Source organism: Weissella confusa, from assembly GCF_004766315.1.
GTDB classification, from domain to species: Bacteria; Bacillota; Bacilli; order Lactobacillales; family Lactobacillaceae; genus Weissella; species Weissella confusa_A.
In genome coordinates, this window is the sequence record NZ_PVSN01000040.1 from 1 (window position 1) to 20,099 (window position 20,099).

19 protein-coding genes and 1 pseudogene are annotated in these 20,099 nt (G+C 43.9%); 11 read left to right on the forward strand and 9 right to left on the reverse strand.

Annotation, left to right across the window (positions count from 1 at the left end; all coding sequences use genetic code 11):
• Positions 1-539 (reverse strand): transposase (locus tag C6P11_RS06135; protein ID WP_210114226.1); only part of this gene is annotated, 539 nt, incomplete at its 3' end.
• 197 nt (positions 540-736) lie between these two features.
• Between C6P11_RS06135 and C6P11_RS06140 the strand changes: the two genes are divergently transcribed.
• The 3 genes from C6P11_RS06140 (at position 737) to C6P11_RS06150 (ending at position 4,026) form a co-directional block, all read left to right on the forward strand.
• Positions 737-1,546: a DUF308 domain-containing protein gene (locus C6P11_RS06140; RefSeq protein ID WP_135519563.1), complete on the forward strand. Its 810-nt coding sequence runs from the start codon at positions 737-739 to the stop codon at positions 1,544-1,546.
• 73 nt (positions 1,547-1,619) lie between these two features.
• Positions 1,620-2,384, forward strand: a complete 765-nt coding sequence (locus tag C6P11_RS06145; RefSeq protein ID WP_135519565.1) for an Abi-alpha family protein — start codon at positions 1,620-1,622, stop codon at positions 2,382-2,384.
• 550 nt (positions 2,385-2,934) lie between these two features.
• The gene (locus tag C6P11_RS06150) at positions 2,935-4,026 is read left to right on the forward strand and encodes a tyrosine-type recombinase/integrase (RefSeq protein ID WP_135519567.1); all 1,092 of its coding nucleotides are present in this window, start codon (positions 2,935-2,937) and stop codon (positions 4,024-4,026) included.
• A 173-nt stretch (positions 4,027-4,199) separates the two neighbouring features.
• Here the strand turns inward: C6P11_RS06150 and asnS are convergent, their stop codons facing one another.
• From asnS to C6P11_RS06165, 3 genes are all read right to left on the reverse strand, one after another.
• Positions 4,200-5,495 (reverse strand): asparagine--tRNA ligase, encoded by a 1,296-nt coding sequence (asnS, locus tag C6P11_RS06155; protein ID WP_003610494.1) that lies wholly within the window; start codon positions 5,493-5,495, stop codon positions 4,200-4,202.
• Between the two features lie 29 nt (positions 5,496-5,524).
• The gene (locus C6P11_RS06160; protein ID WP_135519569.1) at positions 5,525-6,037 is read right to left on the reverse strand and encodes a DUF5590 domain-containing protein; all 513 of its coding nucleotides are present in this window, start codon (positions 6,035-6,037) and stop codon (positions 5,525-5,527) included.
• A 91-nt stretch (positions 6,038-6,128) separates the two neighbouring features.
• Positions 6,129-8,948 (reverse strand): helicase C-terminal domain-containing protein, encoded by a 2,820-nt coding sequence (locus tag C6P11_RS06165; protein WP_135519571.1) that lies wholly within the window; start codon positions 8,946-8,948, stop codon positions 6,129-6,131.
• Between the two features lie 138 nt (positions 8,949-9,086).
• On the opposite strand from C6P11_RS06165, the gene mvk reads away from it, so the two are divergent.
• The 5 genes from mvk (at position 9,087) to C6P11_RS06190 (ending at position 13,848) form a co-directional block, all read left to right on the forward strand.
• A complete protein-coding gene (mvk, locus tag C6P11_RS06170; RefSeq protein ID WP_135519573.1) occupies positions 9,087-10,022 on the forward strand; it encodes a mevalonate kinase in 936 nt (311 codons plus the stop codon).
• Positions 10,023-10,032: 10 nt separating this feature from the next.
• On the forward strand, positions 10,033-11,019 hold the full coding sequence (gene mvaD, locus C6P11_RS06175; protein ID WP_135519575.1) for a diphosphomevalonate decarboxylase: 987 nt from the start codon (positions 10,033-10,035) through the stop codon (positions 11,017-11,019).
• Positions 11,019-12,083 carry a phosphomevalonate kinase gene (locus C6P11_RS06180; protein ID WP_135519577.1) on the forward strand — a complete coding sequence of 355 codons (1,065 nt, stop codon included), beginning with the start codon at positions 11,019-11,021 and terminating at the stop codon, positions 12,081-12,083. Before mvaD ends, C6P11_RS06180 begins: the two co-directional genes overlap by 1 nt.
• Positions 12,084-12,095: 12 nt before the next feature.
• A complete protein-coding gene (gene fni, locus C6P11_RS06185) occupies positions 12,096-13,133 on the forward strand; it encodes a type 2 isopentenyl-diphosphate Delta-isomerase (RefSeq protein WP_135519579.1) in 1,038 nt (345 codons plus the stop codon).
• Between the two features lie 172 nt (positions 13,134-13,305).
• Entirely contained in the window at positions 13,306-13,848 is a 543-nt protein-coding gene (locus C6P11_RS06190; RefSeq protein ID WP_003607597.1) for a TetR/AcrR family transcriptional regulator, read from the forward strand.
• Between the two features lie 44 nt (positions 13,849-13,892).
• Here the strand turns inward: C6P11_RS06190 and C6P11_RS06195 are convergent, their stop codons facing one another.
• The 3 genes from C6P11_RS06195 to C6P11_RS06205 all read right to left on the reverse strand — a co-directional run bounded on the left by C6P11_RS06195 (position 13,893) and on the right by C6P11_RS06205 (position 15,576).
• Entirely contained in the window at positions 13,893-14,441 is a 549-nt protein-coding gene (locus tag C6P11_RS06195; protein ID WP_167849543.1) for a helix-turn-helix domain-containing protein, read from the reverse strand.
• Between the two features lie 155 nt (positions 14,442-14,596).
• Positions 14,597-14,965 carry a VOC family protein gene (locus C6P11_RS06200; RefSeq protein WP_003607599.1) on the reverse strand — a complete coding sequence of 123 codons (369 nt, stop codon included), beginning with the start codon at positions 14,963-14,965 and terminating at the stop codon, positions 14,597-14,599.
• Between the two features lie 59 nt (positions 14,966-15,024).
• Complete coding sequence (locus tag C6P11_RS06205; protein ID WP_135519583.1) at positions 15,025-15,576, reverse strand: helix-turn-helix transcriptional regulator; 552 nt, start codon at positions 15,574-15,576, stop codon at positions 15,025-15,027.
• A gap of 198 nt (positions 15,577-15,774) precedes the next feature.
• Here C6P11_RS06205 and C6P11_RS06210 point away from each other — a divergent pair, with 198 nt between their 5' ends.
• Positions 15,775-16,089, forward strand: coding sequence for a PadR family transcriptional regulator (locus tag C6P11_RS06210; protein WP_135519585.1), 315 nt, complete (start codon positions 15,775-15,777; stop codon positions 16,087-16,089).
• 36 nt (positions 16,090-16,125) lie between these two features.
• Positions 16,126-16,956, forward strand: a complete 831-nt coding sequence (locus tag C6P11_RS06215) for a hypothetical protein (RefSeq protein ID WP_135519587.1) — start codon at positions 16,126-16,128, stop codon at positions 16,954-16,956.
• Between the two features lie 32 nt (positions 16,957-16,988).
• Here C6P11_RS06215 and C6P11_RS06220 read toward each other — a convergent pair.
• A pseudogene (locus tag C6P11_RS06220) lies at positions 16,989-17,912 on the reverse strand (beta-galactosidase small subunit).
• Positions 17,899-19,401 (reverse strand): glycoside hydrolase family 2 protein, encoded by a 1,503-nt coding sequence (locus C6P11_RS06225; RefSeq protein WP_348628395.1) that lies wholly within the window; start codon positions 19,399-19,401, stop codon positions 17,899-17,901. The pseudogene C6P11_RS06220 and the gene C6P11_RS06225 overlap by 14 nt, the downstream one beginning before the upstream one ends.
• A 159-nt stretch (positions 19,402-19,560) precedes the next feature.
• On the opposite strand from C6P11_RS06225, the gene C6P11_RS06230 reads away from it, so the two are divergent.
• Positions 19,561-20,099 (forward strand): transposase (locus C6P11_RS06230; protein ID WP_210114223.1); only part of this gene is annotated, 539 nt, incomplete at its 3' end.

Consider the following 20,099-nt stretch of genomic DNA (forward strand, 5'->3'; position numbering starts at 1 on the left):
ACGGTTCCAGTTAAAGCATCGGTCATGATAAGCGGATGGTAACCGACGTTCAAGTAGTGATAATTAAAACCCATTTTTTCTTGATGACCAAAGGTCTCAAAGTAGGTTGAATCCAAATCTAGCACCAGTTCAGTATTGGCTGATCTTTCATCAATTAAAGAGACAATACGACGATTTAATTCTTGTAGCTCATCAATGTCTTCGTTCGTGAGATGTGATAGAAATCTGGAAATAGTTGGTTGAGATGCCATGTTTTGCGCATAAACAAGTCGATGTTCGATATCTTGGGTCAAGTAATCTGCAACGTCGTCGTTGCGATAACCTTCGATAACTTGAATGAGCATTTGCAATAACAATTCTACCTTAGCATAGCGTGGATTTTTGCGATTATCGTTGAATTCAACGTTATTAAAGAGCCTGGAAATTACAGGCGAATTCAGAAAAATACTAAGCAGCACGTTGCCACCATCCGAGGTAATTGGTGCCCCATTGTCTGAAACTGCAACTAAATGGTTGCTAGGTAATACTTTTTGAGTCATAATTTTAGACGCTCCAATTTTTGAGTATTTGGTTTGTTTTCCACTAACAAAATATCATAAAAAAGAGCTCCTATGGTTTTCACCCAACGGGTGAAAGCGCAAAACCCGCTGAAACGGTATTAACTTGCTGTTTCAGCGGTTTTTTGTTTGTCTTGATGAATAATCCGGGTTAAAAGCTATATAAGGAGTATTTTCTCATGGACAAGCAACCAGAGAAAAAGGTTTTGGGCATCCTGGCAATAGTTCTAGGTGTTTTTGCATTGATTTTATCTTGGGTACCTATTGTAAATACCGTGGGAGCAATTATTGCTGTTATTGGGTTTGTGTTGGGTATAGTTGCTCTATTAGTTAACCGCAAACAAAAAAAGCTCTTGGCATTATTAGGCACTATCTTTTCAGTAGTTGCATTTGCGATTGTTTTGATTACGCAATCACTCTATTCACATGCCGTGGATACGGTAAAAACAGACACTTCAACCGCATCATCAATTAAGAGTTCATCTTCTTTATCTAGTGATACTGATAAAAATACAATCAAAGTAAACTACGATGACTATGATGTAAAAGATTCAAAAACTTACAACGTTAACTACACTGACAACACTTGGTCTGCCGCTAATGTGAAAATTAACTCTGTGACTGTATATAAACTTGCTAAAACATATACATACGATTCCGCTAACGATGGAAAGTTCAACGTAAATGGTTTTGTTCGGCTGAATGTATCGGTATCACCAAGTAGAGATGTACGAATATACCCAACGCAAGGAACTCTAGTTCTAGATAACGGGGAACAACATGAAGCTGATTCAACTGAATCTTGGGATGGTGATATATCTTCTGGTGCAACCAAGACTGGAGACGTTACGATTCCAGTTAGCAACTTAGCCGCTGCTACTTCCATTAATAATTTGCGCTTTAAATTTGATGCTTTTTATGACACAGATGATTATGATGACGATAACTCAAATCACGATTATGACATGTCATTTAATCTAAATAATTAATATTATTACCCGTCCTTTGGCGGGATACATAAAAAGCCCCACTCGATTGAGTGAGGCGTGAAAGGACAGTATTATGGATCCAGATACAATTGGTAAACTCGCTGACGCCACGAAAGCCGGTGCGGATGCCTTGTCATTACCCGACGAAGTTAAAACTGCGGCACTAAAGAAACCTGCACAAACGATTGGCGATATCGTTACTCGCTTTTTTAATAGAAATCAGTTAGCAAAGCGTGAACAAGAAATCGTAGAGGATGGCTATCTGAGCGCACTTGCTGCTCAAACTCAAATTTACTTCGACGAAAATCCTCACGCTACACTTGACGAATCAAAAGCCTTTCTAATTGGAAAACAAATCCAAGATAGTAGGTTTTCAATCGATAACCAAACAATGCGCCAGCGATTTGCCAAGCTGATTTCTGCAACAGCAGATGCAACCAGGAACTCGTCTATCAGCCCCAATTACTCATCAGTGCTCGCCAATTTAACGCCAGAGTCAGCTGATTTGTTGATTCGTATGTCTAATAAAGAATTCGTGCCGGTTGGATTTTTTAAAATCGTTGAGCAAGAAACTGGAAATACAATAAAAAATATAACGCAAGTTCTAGAAATAGATCATCAATTATTGATGCCAGCACAGGGTACTCTAGACGAACTAAGAGGACTTGGTCTTCTTGATTTTTCTGAGGAAGCGACGACCAACAAAGAACTTTACCAACAGATTGATTTATTAGAGTTAGAGCAAACACAAAACAACAATTTGGGCAAAACTACGTATCATCATGGGATCACATGGCTAACTATTTTTGGTAAGTCGTTCATCGATGTCGTGAAGTAAGTCAAGTTCGTTTAGATGTTGGTGCATCCTTCGTCCTGTTTCGATTAGAGTCGTGTCGCCAGATTTAATCAGTGAGTCAATCAGAATAAGTGTGTTTAACTTTGTATTATGTCTCAGTGATTTTTCCTCCATATTGCCAAAGGTTCTAAGTGCTACTACCACTATCGCCACCATGATTATTGCGGTGATAATGACTGATACAAAAATTGAAATTATGATTGTTGTAAGCATAGTTAATCTCCTGATATAATCTACTTATCACGTGCGACGGCGACGACTTTCAGGAGTTGTTGCCTTTTATTTTACGCTCAAAAAGCGCACCTATCAATCTAAGACAGATGCGCCAGTAGTTATGATTCTTGAAACAAATTATTTTTTGTTTCGTACCTAGTATAACAAAAAATGCGTATACCCCCTCGTCGCCAAACAAACGGGTATACGCATCACTCAAAACAGAACATCACTGCCCTATTTCCGTATTCTATCGTACCAGACCTGGACATGTCTTTAAACTGTCCAAAAAAACTATATAAAGGTTAGGTTTAAACTAATGGCAGTATATAAAACCGACACCGGTTGGCGCGTTGAAATATCATTTAAAGACACAACCGGAAAATATCGCAAAAAAGGTAAGCGTGGTTTCAAGACCAAAAAGGAAGCTGAAGCTTGGGCGGCTGAATACTCAGTTGCTAATAGCAAGCCAACACTTCAAAAAGGCACCCTTACCCTTTTCAGCGATTATTTCGACGAGTATCAACAATTGCGGTTCGATGCTGGGCTCAAGGAAACAACAAAAGAATCATGGCATGCAGTTCGCAAATACGTTGTTGATGTGTATTTTAAGAATGTAACACTAGATCAGATTACTCGCCAAATGTATCAAGCATTCTTAAACGATTATTCAAGCGACAAGAAACGTAAATCTGTACTTAAGCGTCACCAGATTATGAAACAAGTAATCGAACAAGCATTTCACGATGGTTTAATAACAGCTGACCCCACCTATGGCGTTATTATACCAGGCGCTGATTCTAAGTCTGCGGATGAAAAATTCCTTCAAGTTGATGAATTTAACCAGCTACTTAAATACATCGAAACTAACGACAAGCTAATTAAGTGGAACACGTCATTCATGATTTATTTGATTGCATTGTCAGGTCTGCGTGCGGGTGAAGCATTAGCACTTACTCGTGATGATGTTGATATTGATGCGCACAATATCAGCGTAACAAAGACCAAGCAACGTTCCGGCGAATCAACCACGCCAAAAACAAAATCATCTATTCGCACTATTGCTATGCCAGATCGTTTCTTTGATAACTACGAAACGTTTATTAGTGCAAAGTCTGAATGGAACGATGCCAATGAATTATTCGATGGCCGACGTTGGGCTACTATCAATAACCACTGGCTTGAACGAATTGAACGTGAACTTGGTTTTGAAAATATAGTTTCCGTTCATGGCTTGCGTCACTCACACGTTTCTTACTTACTATCGAAAGGCGTCGACATTAATTATGCATCTAAGCGTTTAGGCCATTCAAACGTTACAATTACGCAACAAGTATATGCCCACCTACTACGTGACAAGCAACAAAGCGAAGAATCAAAGACGCTTAATATTCTTGATAAAATCGACTGATTTTTGGCGCAAATATGGCGCAAATTTTTTTAAAAACACCCATTTTGGCGCAAATTGGCGCAAATTTTTTGATACTTTTGCACACTTTCAGACATTTAAAAATAGATATGAAAAGCCGCCAGAAACCAGTCATATCAACGGTTTCCAGCGGTATATCAACGTTTATTTTTAGCTTATGGCCACAAACGGTTCATTGTACGTGGGAATGGAATTGCCTCACGGATGTGCTCCTCACCTGTAATCCAAGTAACGGCACGCTCCAACCCAAGACCGAATCCTGAGTGAGGTACTGAACCATACTTACGCAAGTCCAAGTACCATGAGTATTCCTTCAAATCCAAACCTTGTTCCTTGATGCGTTGCTCAAGGTAGTCGTAGTCTGTATCACGCTCTGAACCACCGATGATTTCACCGTATCCCTCAGGTGCCAACAAGTCAGCTGAGATAACGACATCATCGCGGTCTGGGTGGCGCTTCATGTAGAAGGCCTTGATTTCCTTAGGGAAGTTCGTGATGAAGACTGGCTTAGCAAAGTGGTTTGCCAAGAACGTCTCTTCAGGTGAACCGAAATCAGCACCCCATTCAACATCAAAGTCGTTTTCTTGCAACAACTTGATAGCATCATCATATGAGAAACGTGGGTATGGCAATTGCGTGTATGACTTCAACAATTCCTTGTCACGTCCCAACAAGTCCAATTCGTACTCGTTACGATCCAAAACAGCTTGAATCAAGTAAGCGATGTAACGCTCTTGCACTTCAAGTGATTGCTCTTGGTGCATCCAAGCCATTTCTGGCTCAATCATCCAGAACTCAGTCAAGTGACGACGCGTCTTTGACTTTTCAGCACGGAACGTTGGTCCAAACGTGAAGACCCGTCCAAAGGCCATTGCCCCAGCTTCAGCGTACAATTGTCCAGTTTGTGACATGTAAGCATCAGTATCGAAGTATTCCGTGTGGAACAATTCAGTCGTTCCTTCAGGGGCTGAACCCGTCAAAATTGGTGAATCAATCTTAACGAACCCTTCCTTGTTAAAGAACTCATACGTTGCTGCGATAATCGTGTTACGAATACGCAAAACAGCAAATGGTTGGATGTGGCGCAAGTACAAGTGACGGTGATCCATCAAGAAATCAGTACCGTGCTCCTTTGGTGTAATTGGGTAACCTTCTGACTCCCCAACAACCGTCAAATCCTTAACTTGCATTTCGTATCCGAATGGTGAACGCTCGTCTTCACGAATCGTACCAATCAAGTACATGCTCGTTTCTTGCGTCAAAGCCTTGGCCTTGGCAAAGATTTCTTCACCAACAGCTTCCTTTGAAACAACCCCTTGGAAAAAGGCCGTACCGTCACGCAATTGCAAGAATTGCATCTTTCCTGAACCACGCTTGTTACGCAACCAAGCGCCCAATCGAACCTCTTGGCCGACGTAGTTCTTCGCGTCTTCAATGCGAATTGTATCCATCTTCTAAACTCCCTTAGATGTGTAATCTCTTATAAATGTTGGATGGTCCGAACTGCCTTACCATCCGCAAATTGATAGGTGATAAAGTTCAAATTGCCTTGTCGATCTATAAACGTTACTTCCCACACAGGAACTTGCTTATAGATAGCCAACCCGAGGCTTGTAATCCGCTTAGGGTTGTACTTTGACTTCACAAGTTGTCGCACCTCAGCAGCCGAAACGCCATCAGTCATTTTAACGGTGACGAGTTTCTTTGACTTTCCTTTTACGATGACACCGATTTTTTGGTGCTTCTTATTCTCGCCGACCACACTGTAGTAGGTATCATTGCGAGAAACTGCGTAAAATTGGGTTGCTGAGGTGATCTTATTTCGCTTAACCGCCAATTCAGTCACTCGTTCACGCGCCGCAGTAACCGGGTGCATTGCAACCGACACAATCGTAGCACCACCAATAAGGAGTACTAACACAACGATTAAGCCAATTAGCCAGCGCCATCCGTGCCGGCGACGTCTTGAACGAGCGGTTGATCGCATTTCCATGTGTCGTGGCTCCTTCTGGTTAGTTCTGCGTGAACAGAACAAAATCAATTATTACTGTATCAAATTTTACAGCAATATTAAAGACCTTGCGTTAATGCGCATCAAAAAATCGCTTCACCTTTGGGACAACTTCATTGTCAGCCAACGTATATTGTGGCATTTCCTCCGGCAGCATGTTACGCAATGTCTTACCGTAAGACTTGGTCAAGATACGTGGGTCATAAATCACCACAGCACCAAAATCATCCGGCTTGCGAATCAAACGACCGACACCTTGGCGCAAACGTAGCACCGCCTTTGGCAACGTACTTTGATAGAACGGCTGCTTACCATGTGCCATTAAGACCGCTTCCTCAGCGCGAGCTAGCACGCTATTCGGTTGGTCAAATGGTAGTCGCGCAATCACGACCATTCGGAGTTGATCACCAGGCAAGTCGACACCTTCCCAGAAACTATTGGCACCCAAAACCACCATATGTGATTCGTTTTGCAGGCGCTTCATAATTTTGCTACGCGTCCCGGTCACACCTTGTGCCAGCAACGTCATATTCCCTTGCTGCCAAGTTTGATTTGACTGCATGTGATTGTAGACTTGCTGAATGGTGTCCAACGAATTAAACAGTACCAGTGCGTTTTCTTGGACCGTTGTCGTCAATTGCACCAATTGCTTGGCCAAATAACTAACGTAACCTGAATCAGTTGGTGACGGCGCATTCTCAACCATCACCAATTCAGCTTGATTCTTGAAATCAAACACTTCAGGGTAACGACGAGCAAAGACCGTGTCACGATCAATATTCAAGCGGTCATATAGATAACCCGACTTTGTTGATGTAAACAACGTTGCCCCGACAATTGTTGGTGGCATAAAGTGCGGATAAACCTTGTCCTTGAAGAAATCCAAGGTGTGCAGCAACCCTCCACTTAAGCGCAAGTTACTGCTGTCGTGGTTTTGATTTTCCGTTAACCAGAAGACGCTCGCATCTGGGAAATCAACCAAGTCTTGCTGAAATGTCGTCAAGCGTTGCTCATACTTAGCAATACTCTCTAGCAAGCGACGGAAATCCGCCAAGTGTTGACGTTCATTCAATGAGAATGCGTCCTTGGTATTGCTGAATTGTTCCAACAAATAATCCAGCGATTCACCTAAATCACGAACTGCACGACGCATGCTTGTTAGATGGTGACCTTGGTCAACCCAGAACTGGGCCAACTCAGAAATTGGTAATTCAACTTCGTAGTGACCTTCAGTAGCCGGCGTATGACCGTTTAGCAAGAAACGACGATAGAATGCCACTTGCAACTTTGGCAGCTCGCTTGAGAGCACTTCCAATTGTTGTAAGAAACGTGACTTTAGTTGCTGCCCACCAACCAAGCGATTCAAAATCACCCCGATTGATGGGTCGTTATCACGCAAAATCAAGTTCGTCGCGTTTTGAACACGCGTCAACCAAACTTGGAATGGCAATTGATGACGACTTTGTTCCAAAACGGCATTTGGCAAGTTCTGGGCCTCGTCAATCACCAAGTATGGTGAATCATCGGTCGTTCCCAATTCTTGGGCGTATTCAGCCAAGTAAGCGTGGTTAACAACTAAGAATTGTGCATTCTCAGCTAACACATGCTGACGTTCGCTGAATTCGTGGCCGTAATAAGGCGAACCAGCTGGATTATTAGCCGGTTGTGACAACTTAGCCATAAAGTCAGGTTGTGGATTAATCAAATTCAATTCGTCAAAGTCACCACTCAAGGTTTCAGTTAACCAAACCAAGATTTGTGCCTTGATGAATTGCAATGACGTTGATCCTTCGTCGACACGCAATGCCCGCTTGAAACTTTGCAAATTCAAATAGTGGGTACGTCCCTTCAGACTTGCCCCACGTACTTCAAATGGCAAAATGTCCTTCAATGTCGTGTTGATTGTGTCGGTCACTTGTTGTTGCAATGTAATCGTTGGCACAGCAACGACTACCTGTTTCTGCTTTTCATCAGCCAAATAAGCATATGGCAACAAGTAAGCCAACGTCTTCCCCATCCCCGTTGGTGCTTCAGCAACAAATGCCGTCTTACCAGGTTCAGTTGATAGCTCAGCTTCCGTATAATGCGTGTAAATCGCATTCATCAACTTCGCTTGTTGCTCACGGTAAGCGAGGCTCTTGCCGTATAGCTGTTCTTTAGCAGCTTTTTTAGCCGGGAATGCCGGTGCGTGCCCTGTAACCAGCGGTGCTGGATCAGAGAAGCGACGCAATGCCAATCCATCAATCACTTGCAAATGCGCTGGTAATGGTTGTGGCTGGGCTTGATTCTTTGCCAACGCCTTTTCAAACACCGTCTTCGTGTCACGTGGTAAAACAAGTGGCAAATCAGCCAACGTTTGTAGCGTCAACATTGGCAAGCCTTCTGCGCGATTCAAAATCGCAATTAGCAAATCAGCAGTCGCCAGCGCATCACTATCCGCCTGGTGCGGATGACTGTGTTCCAACGCGAGGTAGTTGGTCATATCAACCAAACGATACCCGGGTGCAGTTGGCCACAAAATTTGACTCAATGGCACCGTATCCAAAGCGGTGCTCTTCAATCCTGTTAACCCAACACGCTCAAATTCAGCGTTCAAAAACGGCAAATCAAAGTTAACGTTGTGGGCCACAAAAATTGTGCCTTGTAGCATGGCATGTAGTGTCATGGCGACGTCCTCAAAAAAAGGCGCCCCCTTCACCATGCTTTGGGTGATACCCGTTAGTTGGGTAATGTTACGTGGAATTTGCTCGCCAGGATTAACCAACGTTGAAAATTGGTTAATGACTTTTTTATTTTGTACGAATGCGACCGCAATCTGAATGATTCGGCCCGATTCGCTCGTTGTACGGGTTGTCTCTAGATCGACAACCGCATAGATGTCTCGATTTAGCATCAGAGCGTACCACGACCTTCTTTTAGTAGTAATTAAATTATAGCATGAAAGTTCACAGATATTTCCCTAATATAATGGGTTTTGGTATGATAATAGCAGTTTGAAAAAACAATTAGAGAATGGATTGGTGATTTTACAGTGGAAAAGCTAGCAACTGGTACTAGCCACGCCAAGGTGATTTTACTTGGTGAACACGCGGTCGTTTACGGCCAACCTGCCATCGCCTTACCCCTACCGGATTTGGCGATGACAGCTACAATCGAGGCTCGTGAAGAAGGACAAATTGTAATCGCTCAAGGGTATCAAGGCCCTCTAGCGACCATGGCAGAAGTATATGAAGGCGTGCGTCAGTTAATCGCGCGCTTGCTACGTCACTTCAACGCTATCAAGACGCCTTTTACCTTGCGTATCCAGTCAAGCATTCCACAAGAACGTGGCATGGGGTCTTCTGCGGCCTCAGCCATTGCCATTGTGCGTGCTTTCTTCGCGTTCTTCGATGCTGAATTAAGCGATGCTGAACTACAACGCTGGGCGAACATTGAAGAAGCCATTACACATGGATCGCCCTCTGGCATTGACGCTGCCACAACGGCGCATGATGTGCCAGTCTGGTTTGTAAAGGGTGAACAGCCTGAACCAATGTCAATGGCACTTCACAGTACGCTAATCATTGCTGACACCGGTGTGCACGGCCAAACTGGCCTTGCTGTTTCGGTTGTCCGTGAGCAACTAGATAACGAACCTGAAACAACCCGCCCACACATTGAAGCACTCGGTCAAATTGCGCGTGAAACCCGCGAAGACTTGGCCAATGACGATATCGAATCATTGGGTCGTCATATGAATGACGCCCAATCTCACCTCGCTGCTTTAGGTGTTTCTCATCCAAAGCTTGACGAATTAATCAATGCTGCCAACCAAGCTGGTGCCCTTGGCGCTAAGTTAACTGGTGGTGGCGTTGGTGGTGCCATGCTCGCCCTTGCGCAAAACGATGACGACGTACAACGTATCATCCAAGCGTTAGAAGTTGCTGGCGCACAAGAAGTTTGGGCCCAACGTTACCCACAATTGTAGGAGATAACTCATGATGCATGTAACTGCCCGTGCGCACACGAACATTGCGTTGCTAAAGTACTGGGGTAAGCAAAACGAAAAACTAATTATGCCAACTACGACCTCTGTGTCGCTCACGTTGGATGAATTTTATACTGATACAACGGTTTGGTTTGACGATGCCCTAACTGCCGATGAACTAACATTGGATGGTGCACCATTGACTGGTAAGGGTGCGATGAAAGTTATCCGTTTCCTCGATATGGTCCGTGAGCAGGCCGGTGAAAGCCGTTTTGCCCATGTTCACTCAATCAACCACGTCCCTACTGCCGCTGGCCTAGCTTCTTCGGCTTCAGCATTCGCTGCACTAGCCGGCGCTGCCAGCAAAGCAGCTGGTCTAACGCTGTCAGATTCAGACCTGTCACGCCTTGCTCGTCAAGGTTCAGGTTCAGCATCACGGTCTATCTTTGGTGGTTTTGCCATCTGGGAACGTGGTATCGATAGCGAAACGTCGGTTGCCCACGCATTCCAAGAAAACGTTGATTGGCCAATCCAATTGTTGACGGTGATTGTTAGTGATCAACCCAAGAAGGTTGATTCACGTGGTGGGATGCAACATGCGCTCACGACATCACCAATGTATCAAACGTGGGTTGACTACACGAACAATCACGTTGACACCATGACGACTGCGATTAAGGAACATGACTTAACCACCATTGGTGAGATTGCTGAAACCGATGCACTGATGATGCATGCAACCAATGCAACCGCCGTCCCTCCTTTTAACTACCTAACGGATACGTCTTGGACAATCATCACCATCGCACAAAAACTACGCGAACAAGGTGTGCCCGTCTACGCAACCATGGATGCCGGTCCAAATGTTAAGTTGATTTCACAACCTTCGGACACTGAAACAATTCTTGCTGCACTTTCTGCTGAGTTACCTGGTGTTCAAATTAAGGTTGCGACGCCAGGACCTGGTATCAAAATCGTTGAAGGAGATGAAATTTAATGACAACTGCTAAAGCACCCGGCAAGCTTTATCTTGCTGGTGAATATGCGGTCACACTCAGTGGTCAACCTAGTGTTGTCATTGCTGTTGATCGATTTGTTACTGCTGATGTAACACGTCGTTCAGATGACCAATTGATCGTTAACAGCGATCAACTAGGCTCACAAACTTGGTCAGTAGCCGAATTACCAAATTTGGCTCTCACCGATGACTGGCGCCTTGTGATCCGCACATTGCAGGTATTAAATGATTATCTACTCGACAACGGTCAACCTGTCACAGGGTTGACCGTTTCCATTACGAGTCATTTAAATGCTGACAATGGTCAAAAACTTGGCCTCGGATCATCAGCTGCTGTCGTGGTCGCCCTCATTAAGGCCGTCGTTGATGACTACGAGTTACCAATGACACCTGAGCAACGTTTTAAGTTAGCTGCGTTAATTACATTAACAACGCCAAACTTCAAAGCTGGTTCAATGGGTGATATCGCTGCTGCCAGTCTCGGTGGCGTTGTTTTGTATAGTAAATTTGATACTGACGTCATAACTGAATGGATTGATAGTAATCGCTATTTCTCAGAAATCATTGCGTGCGACTGGCCAATGCTTCGTCTTGAGCGACTTGGTTTCCCTGCTGACTGGCAACTCCTTGTTGGATGGACCGGTGCACCGGCAGATACACAACAAATGTTGGCGCAAGGTGCAACGTCGGTCGATAAGCAACATGCGAAGCAATTACTGGCCCAAAACACAGCGCCACTCGTTAACATGCTGGTTGAAGGTCTGCGCCGGATGGACTACGATAAGGTCGCTACAGCGCTTCGTTTGAATCAAGAACAACTATTCACTTATACCAGTCAAGTTGGGGTATCCTACATGACGCCACAACTATTAACACTCCTTTCAACTGCGAGTGAACTTGGTGCAAGTGCTAAAATATCAGGAGCTGGTGGTGGTGACAATGGCATCGCCATTACAAACAATACTTTGGTTGCTAAAGCGCTCACGCAAGCCTGGCTTGCAGCCGGCATCCAACCGCTACCACTCTCAATTGCAACTTTATAGGAGAAAATGATTATGGAATCTGCCCACGCACACCGCAAAGATGAGCACCTTGCTCTAGCGGAAGCCGAATTCCGTCGTAATGCCCCAACGTCATCATTGCATGACGTTCGCATTATTCACCAAGGGTTGCCAGAAACACGCGTCGCAGACGTTGATTTAAGTGTGATGGACCCTTACTTTAACTTTACAACCCCCTTCTACATCGAAGCGATGACGGGTGGTAGCCAAAAGACCGGTAAAGTGAATGCCCAATTGGCAACCGCTGCTAAGGAAACTGGTTTGGCCATGGCTGTCGGCTCACAAAGTGTCACTTTGAAGGATCCCGAAGCGATTGCAACATTTAAGTCTGTTCGTGAAATTAACCCAGATGGCTTCGTGATGGCCAACATCGGTGCTGGACACACGGCTGAACACGCTCAGCAAGTTGTGGACATGATTCAAGCTAACGCGCTTGAAGTTCACATCAACGTTGCCCAAGAAGTCGTGATGCCTGAAGGTGATCGTGAATACATTTGGGCTGAAGAGCTACAACGCATTATCGAAACCGTGTCTGTTCCTGTCATTATCAAGGAAGTCGGGTTCGGTATGTCACAAGAAACGATTGCACAAATTCGTGACTTGGGTGCCCAATACGTTAACTTGGGTGGTCGTTCAGGGACGAACTTCGCTGTGATTGAAGATCGCCGTAATCGTGAAATGACGGCAGCGCACGGCTACCTTTACGACTGGGGTCAAACCACTGCTGAAAGCTTATTGGAAGCCCAATTAGTTGAAAACGCCCCTACTGTATTTGCTACTGGTGGTATCCAAGACCCATTGGATGTCATGAAGGCTCAAATTCTTGGTGCCAAAGCTGTTGGTGTTGCTGGTCACTTCTTGCACACTGTGCTAAATGAAGGCACTGATGGTTTGATTACTGAAATCACTCGTTGGCAAAACCACTTGGCTAAGCTCTACGCAATGGTTGGTGCGACGAACCAAGCCGACTTGGCCAAGGTTAAGACAGTTCTGTCTCCTGAATTGAAAAACTATATCGATCAACGCCGTTAATGCGGACGATTTAATTAACGAATCATTAAGACAAGGTTACGTTTGTAGCCTTGTTTTTTTAGTTTTCATGGCATTTTCAAAGGATTAGTAAAGCGAGTAAAGGTCACCTTGCGATTGCCGGTTATCACTGACAGCTGTGCGTTTTACTCGGTATATTAGAAGCATGAAGAACATGTTAACGGAGAGTATTCGTCAGCAGACTGACGATCAAATTATTGATGCAACGCTGACTTTGTTGCAAAGCCAGTCCTATGACCAACTTGCGGTTACTGAAATTACCCGCATGGCAGGCGTGTCACGGATGGCTTTCTATCGCCACTTTGGCACAAAGGAAGCAGTCATCAAGACGATTGTAGAACAACTTACAGATGACTTTGCGAAGGAAGCCGCTGCCCTACCGTTGGAAAGCGAAATCATTGCACGCGAATTCTTTGGATTCGTGCAAGCTAATGGTATGGCAATTGCAGTTTTGCTAAATGCCGGCCTTCGCGAACAATTCTATCCACCTTTGCGTGATATCATGCATGGCTTGTACGCGGAATTGTTCCGTAGCCAAGCTAGTCACTCAATGTCAATTGACTATGTGTCTGACTTTACCGCTTCTGGTATGTTGGCTTTGGCCATCCGCTGGATTGCAACGGGGATGCACGAATCAGTTGATGAAATGGCCAAAATTGCCACTGAAATGACTGACGCACAACACGCGAACCTATAAAATAAAGGACTTGGTAAAATACCAAGTCCTTTATTTTTTGTGCATCAATACTGCTTCACACTTCCAAAAAAGCCATCTAAAAACCCTCTAAAGAAATCGACCATATCTGGCGTAAATACTAACAATACCCAAACCAGTACCACAAAAAAGAACCACTTATTCTGACGGAGTAACTCATTAATGCGTCGCCACGGTGCCATGATAAGCACAGTTATAAAAGCAATCAATTGTATAGTATAGAACGCCATGTTTACCAAGTAAGGCCAATTCGCTAATTTGGCATCGAAATTCCTTAAGATGAATACCACCACACTGGCTACAATCAGGGCAAATAGGATGATTTCAACCGGCGTATAATGACCAGCACTACGATCCTCAAATTTTTCAACCAACCGTTCATCCCCACGAATCAGTTCATCCAATGAAACATCATACAACGCTCCAATTGCCAGCACGTTCTTAAAACTCGGCAAGGAAGTATCGTTTTCCCACTTTGAAACAGATTGCCGCGTAACCCCCAGAATATCTGCAAGTTCTTGTTGTGACATATTGTGATTTTCACGTTGCAATTGAATGTTCTCACCAAATTTCATGATAGTTCCTCCGCTCATTTACTACAGTAAAATCTACCGGAAAAACTATTAAATTACTAGCAACTATAGGTTGCACTTTGGAAAACAGCTTCGCAACCAGCGGAATTTCCGGTAAAAAAGAAAAAAGCCAGCAAATACGCTGACTTTGTCTCCTATTAGATACCTGAAACACCGAAGTATAGACCGTCCGGGTTCGCGAAGTTGAAGACCTTTTGTAGCCCCATCTCAACTAGTTCACCCTTTTCGACATTCAATTCTGTCATCTTGTTGTACAACGCTTCAACGTCATCCGAGTGGAACATAATTGAAGGAACGTTATCAACAACTTCAGGTGAGTTCTCCTTGATGAACTCACGGTCGAAAATATTCAAGGCAAATGCGCCATCTTCTGAAGGTGCTACTTGCACCATTTCAGTCTCGCCCATATCTTGACGATCACGCTCAACAAACCCCAATGATACCCAAAAATCAGCTTCACGGTTCACGTCACTTACATACAACATTACTTCAACGTCATTATTCATGCTTGTTCTCACTTTCAGATTGTACGTTAATGGTAACATTTGACTACTGGTCACGCAATTTAACGTGACTGATATTCACGAGTACCTTGGATATATCCCGCAATAGTAGACTGCGTGGCGGATACAGTGTATGGCGTTGCAGCCAGAAGAACCCATACTAGCAATAGCCAAAACAACTTTCGATTACGTAATAACTTATTAACATCTCGCCAAGGCACATTCTTCATCAACGCGACAAATGCGACTAGTTGTGAAAATTCAAATAGCCCCTGCTGCCAATCTCCTCGAAAAAGGCCGGGCCACGCACTAACCAATACAAATGCCAGTATGCTGATGCCGATAATTGAAAAAACAACTTTTTCTGTCGGCGAAAGTTTGAATCCCTTATCCTTTTGATACTCCTCAATTAACCGATCATCCCCACGCACTAATTCATCCAATGAAAGATTAAACACATCCCCAATCATCAATACGCTCTTGAAACTTGGCAGTGCTGTGTCATTCTCCCACTTTGAAATCGATTGCCGAGTAACGCCCAACTTATCCGCTAGTTCCTGTTGTGACATACCGTGTTGCTCACGGTGCAATTGAATATTTTCACCAATCTTCATGTTGTATCCTCCTCATTCCTACCCCTTAAACTTTACAAGAATGCCGGTATATCTCCAAGCAACTGACGGTTGCACTTACAAAGTCTATGAAAATTAACGTGTCTCAAAAACATAAATACCATTATTTTCACTAGTAGGCTTTACAAGGTACTCACAAACAACTAGTATGTAAAACATAATAGTAAGTGGAGAAAACAGATGAACAATTCACAAATGTTGAAAGGCATTTTAAGTGGTGTCGTGCTACACGTAATCGCTGAAGGTCCTATTTACGGATATGAATTGGTGACACGTTTGCGCGAACTGGGCTTTACTGATATTACCGGGGGTACCGTCTATCCGATCGTTCAAAAGATGGAAAAAGCTGGTCAACTAACAAGCAAACAACTACCATCGCCCGATGGACCCAATCGCAAATACCTTTTCATTTCACCCACTGGCGAGGAATTTTTAACCAAGTTTGATCAAGACTGGTCAGCCTTAACCAGCATAGTTAATAACATTATTAAGTAACCGTCATGACGACTATATCAGGGGGAGATAATCACAATGACAAAAGCAAACGACGCATACATTCATAAAATCAATCAACTAACCAACCAACTATCGCCAGACAATCAAGCATACGTGGAAGATTTAATCGTCTACGTTCGAAGTCGCACACTCTTTAAGAACGAGGAACAAGTGAATGCATCACTGTATGAGATTGTATCCGATATTCTTGTCGCGCAAGAAAACGGAGAGTCTGCCAGCGCATTTTTCGGAAAAACACCAAAAGATGCCGGCAACGACTTGATTGCAACGTTTGATGCTGAATCACCTTGGTCATTAATCGGGCTGTTCTTATTAATCTTTTTGCTAATAAACGCCTACATGGTGGTCGGTGATTTTCTCGACCCTATCCTAAAAATCAATCTCATCAACGCAATTTTAAACGCCGGTATCACTAGTCTTTTGATTATGACGGTCTTCCGACTCATCAGTAATAGTGTGTATGCTCGTAAGTCGTGGCGATACTACATTGGGATTGGTGTCATTTGGATTGGTACCATCGCTGCATTAATCTGGGTTAATCAAACTTTTGCCCAGCGGTTTACGATAACTGTGCAACAACCTTATGACTTAATTTTCATCACCAGCATTGGCACAATATTATTGTTGCTCTTCGTACTGGGAAAGTTTGGCCAAGAGTCTTGGATTTTCGGCGTATACATTCTCGTACTGACAGTCCTGGGTATTCTAGTCCGAGTCACCTCACTCGGTGAACTCTTACGCGAAAAGAGTCCTGTCGCCATGTTCGGCATTTTATTCATCCTAATCGTGGTTGGTATTGGCATGCCCACTTTTCAAACATTCAAAAACAGAAAAAACAATGCATAAGCAAAAGGCGTACCAGTTGGTACGCCTTTTCTTTAATTAGCTGAAATCGTCACACTAACCGTGTAATCCTGATCACTTGGCAATCGATATGTCGGTTGTACATCACTACCCCAACTATCAATGCCGCCAACGCCGCGCACTGCGCCGTAAACCGTCAATATCGTTCGGCGAGCCGGTGGCAGTTCATTTTGATGCGTTGCCGATTCCAATTCAACGGCCGTGTATGGTAATGCTGAAAAGGCAAATTGTTCATCTGTCTTATCAACACGCAAATGAGAACCAGTATTGTGGGCGAATGTCATCCAATCTGTCTTAATATGCATCCCCATCTCTTGTGGCACCAAATATGGTGTACCCGGCAGCCCTTCAATTTGATGAATACCAGGTTCACCACCTTGCCAACGATCAGGATACGTTTCACCAGACAACCCCTGATATGTGAAACCAGCAACCGGCTCTGGCATCACGAGTCGCAACCCGAAAGCTGGCAACTCCGGCAATCCCAGTTGGCCCAAATAGGTTGCGGTAATCGTTAATTCACCACTAGCAGTCACCTCATAACTCACTAATACGGTTGCTTGTGGACTAGTTGCCGTCTGATATACGAATGTAAGCTTTACTTGGTCGGCTGCTTGCTGATTGTCATACCGATTATTCTCAGGTGACACAGGTTTGGCAATCTCGGTCCCGTCAACCACAACGTTGAAATCGACTACTGCACTGAACTAGTCAGCGCCAAACCATTGTGCACTCTTGGTTGAAAAACCATTACCACGGTCATTATCCGTCGTTGCACGCCAGAAGGCTGGCTTTGGTACACGGTACAACCACTCAACATCTTTTACGCGTAATGATTCCAAGCCACCTTTTTCATAACTAAATAGGTAATGCGTGTCGGCAGTATGCACACCAAGAACACCGTCACCAAACACAAGCTTTAATTTATTTGTTTTCATATCGCTCATAGAAATATTTCACCTCTTGCATCGCTGGCTTCAACTGACGGTCGGCGAAGACAATGCCGTTACCCGAAAATTCATAATCAGAATGACGGTCATTAAAATCACCACCATAGGCTAAGAATCGTTGTCCTGTAATTGAATCCTCCTGCCACAACGCTTGATATTTGAAATCCCAAATGAAACCACCACCATAGGCAGGGAACTCATCGTACAAGGCCATATATTCGTCAAAGCCGCCAACCGAATTACCCATGCTATGCATGAACTCACAGTTCAGATAAGGCTTCTTAGGGTGTTCAGTCAAATACGTCCTAATATCAGCCGGTGACGCGTACATGCGACTTTCCACGTCAGAAATTTGGTCGTCATAGGCTCGGTTATGGAAGACCCCTTCATAGTGCGTTAAGCGCGTTGGATCAACCTGCTTAAAGTACGCATTCATATCGGCAATGTTGTCCCCCGCGTATGACTCATTTCCGAGTGACCAAAATAGAATCGATGCGTGATTCTTAAATTGCCCATAGTTACTCTGGGCGCGATCCATCACAACATCATGCCAAGCTGCATGTGACGCGAGGACATTAACAGATGGTTCCACTTGTCCCATCTTCTGCCAGGTACCGTGGGATTCCAAATTCGTTTCCGCCATCAAGTAAATACCCGCTTCGTCAGCCATGAAATACCATGGCACTTGGTTTGGGTAATGCGATGCTCGGACCGCATTGATATGATTTTCCTGAATGACACGCATATCCTGGCGCATATCTCCTTCGTTAAGCGCACGCCCTGTTTCAGGTGACCATTCATGGCGGTTTACCCCATTTAGGTACAAACGTTGGCCATTCAGTTGCAACTGATTATCAGCGCCTATCGCAATCGTTCGAAAGCCAAATGGATAATTCACAAAGGCAACCTCGTCACCGGCTGCATTGGTCACCGTCACTTGCAAATGATACAAGTTTGGCTGTTGGTGAGACCACAATGCTATGTCTGGCACAATCAAGTCTGCCAGACGCACCTGCTCATCAGCACTAATCTGCGTTTCTAATAGCGATTGCTGATTATGGTCTAAAATCGCAATCTGAACGTTACCCGTCACTGGTGTTTTTGATGATAGCTGCAACGTGACATCAACCATACCATTCTGACCATGCACCATTGGCTTGATATCAACATCCGTCACGTCAATCTCAGGCAATGCGCGTAAACGTACACTTCTAAAAATACCCGAGAAACGGAACATATCCTGATCTTCAATAAACGCTGCGGTACTCATTTTATATACAGCCACCGCAATCATGTTTTGCCCGGCATGCAGTTGCTCAGTGATATCAAACTCAGCTCGACTAAAACTGTCTTCTGAATAACCCACAAAGTATCCATTCACCCACAAATACATTGCCTGTTCCACACCGTCAAACATGATATGCACCCGGCGCTTTTCAAAATGCGTTGGTAAATCAAATACTTTAACCCGGATTATTCATCAAGACAAACAAAAAACCGCTGAAACAGCAAGTTAATACCGTTTCAGCGGGTTTTGCGCTTTCACCCGTTGGGTGAAAACCATAGGAGCTCTTTTTTATGATATTTTGTTAGTGGAAAACAAACCAAATACTCAAAAATTGGAGCGTCTAAAATTATGACTCAAAAAGTATTACCTAGCAACCATTTAGTTGCAGTTTCAGACAATGGGGCACCAATTACCTCGGATGGTGGCAACGTGCTGCTTAGTATTTTTATGAATTCGCCTGTAATTTCCAGGCTCTTTAATAACGTTGAATTCAACGATAATCGCAAAAATCCACGCTATGCTAAGGTAGAATTGTTATTGCAAATGCTCATTCAAGTTATCGAAGGTTATCGCAACGATGACGTTGCAGATTACTTGACCCAAGATATCGAACATCGACTTGTTTATGCGCAAAACATGGCATCTCAACCAACTATTTCCAGATTTCTATCACATCTCACGAACGAAGACATTGATGAGCTACAAGAATTAAATCGTCGTATTGTCTCTTTAATTGATGAAAGATCAGCCAATACTGAACTGGTGCTAGATTTGGATTCAACCTACTTTGAGACCTTTGGTCATCAAGAAAAAATTGGTTTTAATTATCACTACTTGAACGTCGGTTACCATCCGCTTATCATGACCGATGCTTTAACTGGAACCGT

What these genes read in the sequence shown, in the direction of transcription:
- C6P11_RS06145 (WP_135519565.1), top strand. Translation starts at nt 1,620, where the DNA reads ATGGATCCAGATACAATTGGTAAACTCGCTGACGCCACGAAAGCCGGT.
- asnS (WP_003610494.1), bottom strand. Translation starts at nt 5,495, where the DNA reads ATGGATACAATTCGCATTGAAGACGCGAAGAACTACGTCGGCCAAGAG.
- C6P11_RS06200 (WP_003607599.1), bottom strand. Translation starts at nt 14,965, where the DNA reads ATGAATAATGACGTTGAAGTAATGTTGTATGTAAGTGACGTGAACCGT.
- C6P11_RS06165 (WP_135519571.1), bottom strand. Translation starts at nt 8,948, where the DNA reads ATGCTAAATCGAGACATCTATGCGGTTGTCGATCTAGAGACAACCCGT.
- C6P11_RS06140 (WP_135519563.1), top strand. Translation starts at nt 737, where the DNA reads ATGGACAAGCAACCAGAGAAAAAGGTTTTGGGCATCCTGGCAATAGTT.
- fni (WP_135519579.1), top strand. Translation starts at nt 12,096, where the DNA reads ATGGAATCTGCCCACGCACACCGCAAAGATGAGCACCTTGCTCTAGCG.
- C6P11_RS06150 (WP_135519567.1), top strand. Translation starts at nt 2,935, where the DNA reads ATGGCAGTATATAAAACCGACACCGGTTGGCGCGTTGAAATATCATTT.
- C6P11_RS06205 (WP_135519583.1), bottom strand. Translation starts at nt 15,576, where the DNA reads ATGAAGATTGGTGAAAATATTCAATTGCACCGTGAGCAACACGGTATG.
- C6P11_RS06210 (WP_135519585.1), top strand. Translation starts at nt 15,775, where the DNA reads ATGAACAATTCACAAATGTTGAAAGGCATTTTAAGTGGTGTCGTGCTA.
- C6P11_RS06195 (WP_167849543.1), bottom strand. Translation starts at nt 14,441, where the DNA reads ATGAAATTTGGTGAGAACATTCAATTGCAACGTGAAAATCACAATATG.
- C6P11_RS06190 (WP_003607597.1), top strand. Translation starts at nt 13,306, where the DNA reads ATGTTAACGGAGAGTATTCGTCAGCAGACTGACGATCAAATTATTGAT.
- mvaD (WP_135519575.1), top strand. Translation starts at nt 10,033, where the DNA reads ATGATGCATGTAACTGCCCGTGCGCACACGAACATTGCGTTGCTAAAG.
- C6P11_RS06180 (WP_135519577.1), top strand. Translation starts at nt 11,019, where the DNA reads ATGACAACTGCTAAAGCACCCGGCAAGCTTTATCTTGCTGGTGAATAT.
- C6P11_RS06160 (WP_135519569.1), bottom strand. Translation starts at nt 6,037, where the DNA reads ATGGAAATGCGATCAACCGCTCGTTCAAGACGTCGCCGGCACGGATGG.
- C6P11_RS06215 (WP_135519587.1), top strand. Translation starts at nt 16,126, where the DNA reads ATGACAAAAGCAAACGACGCATACATTCATAAAATCAATCAACTAACC.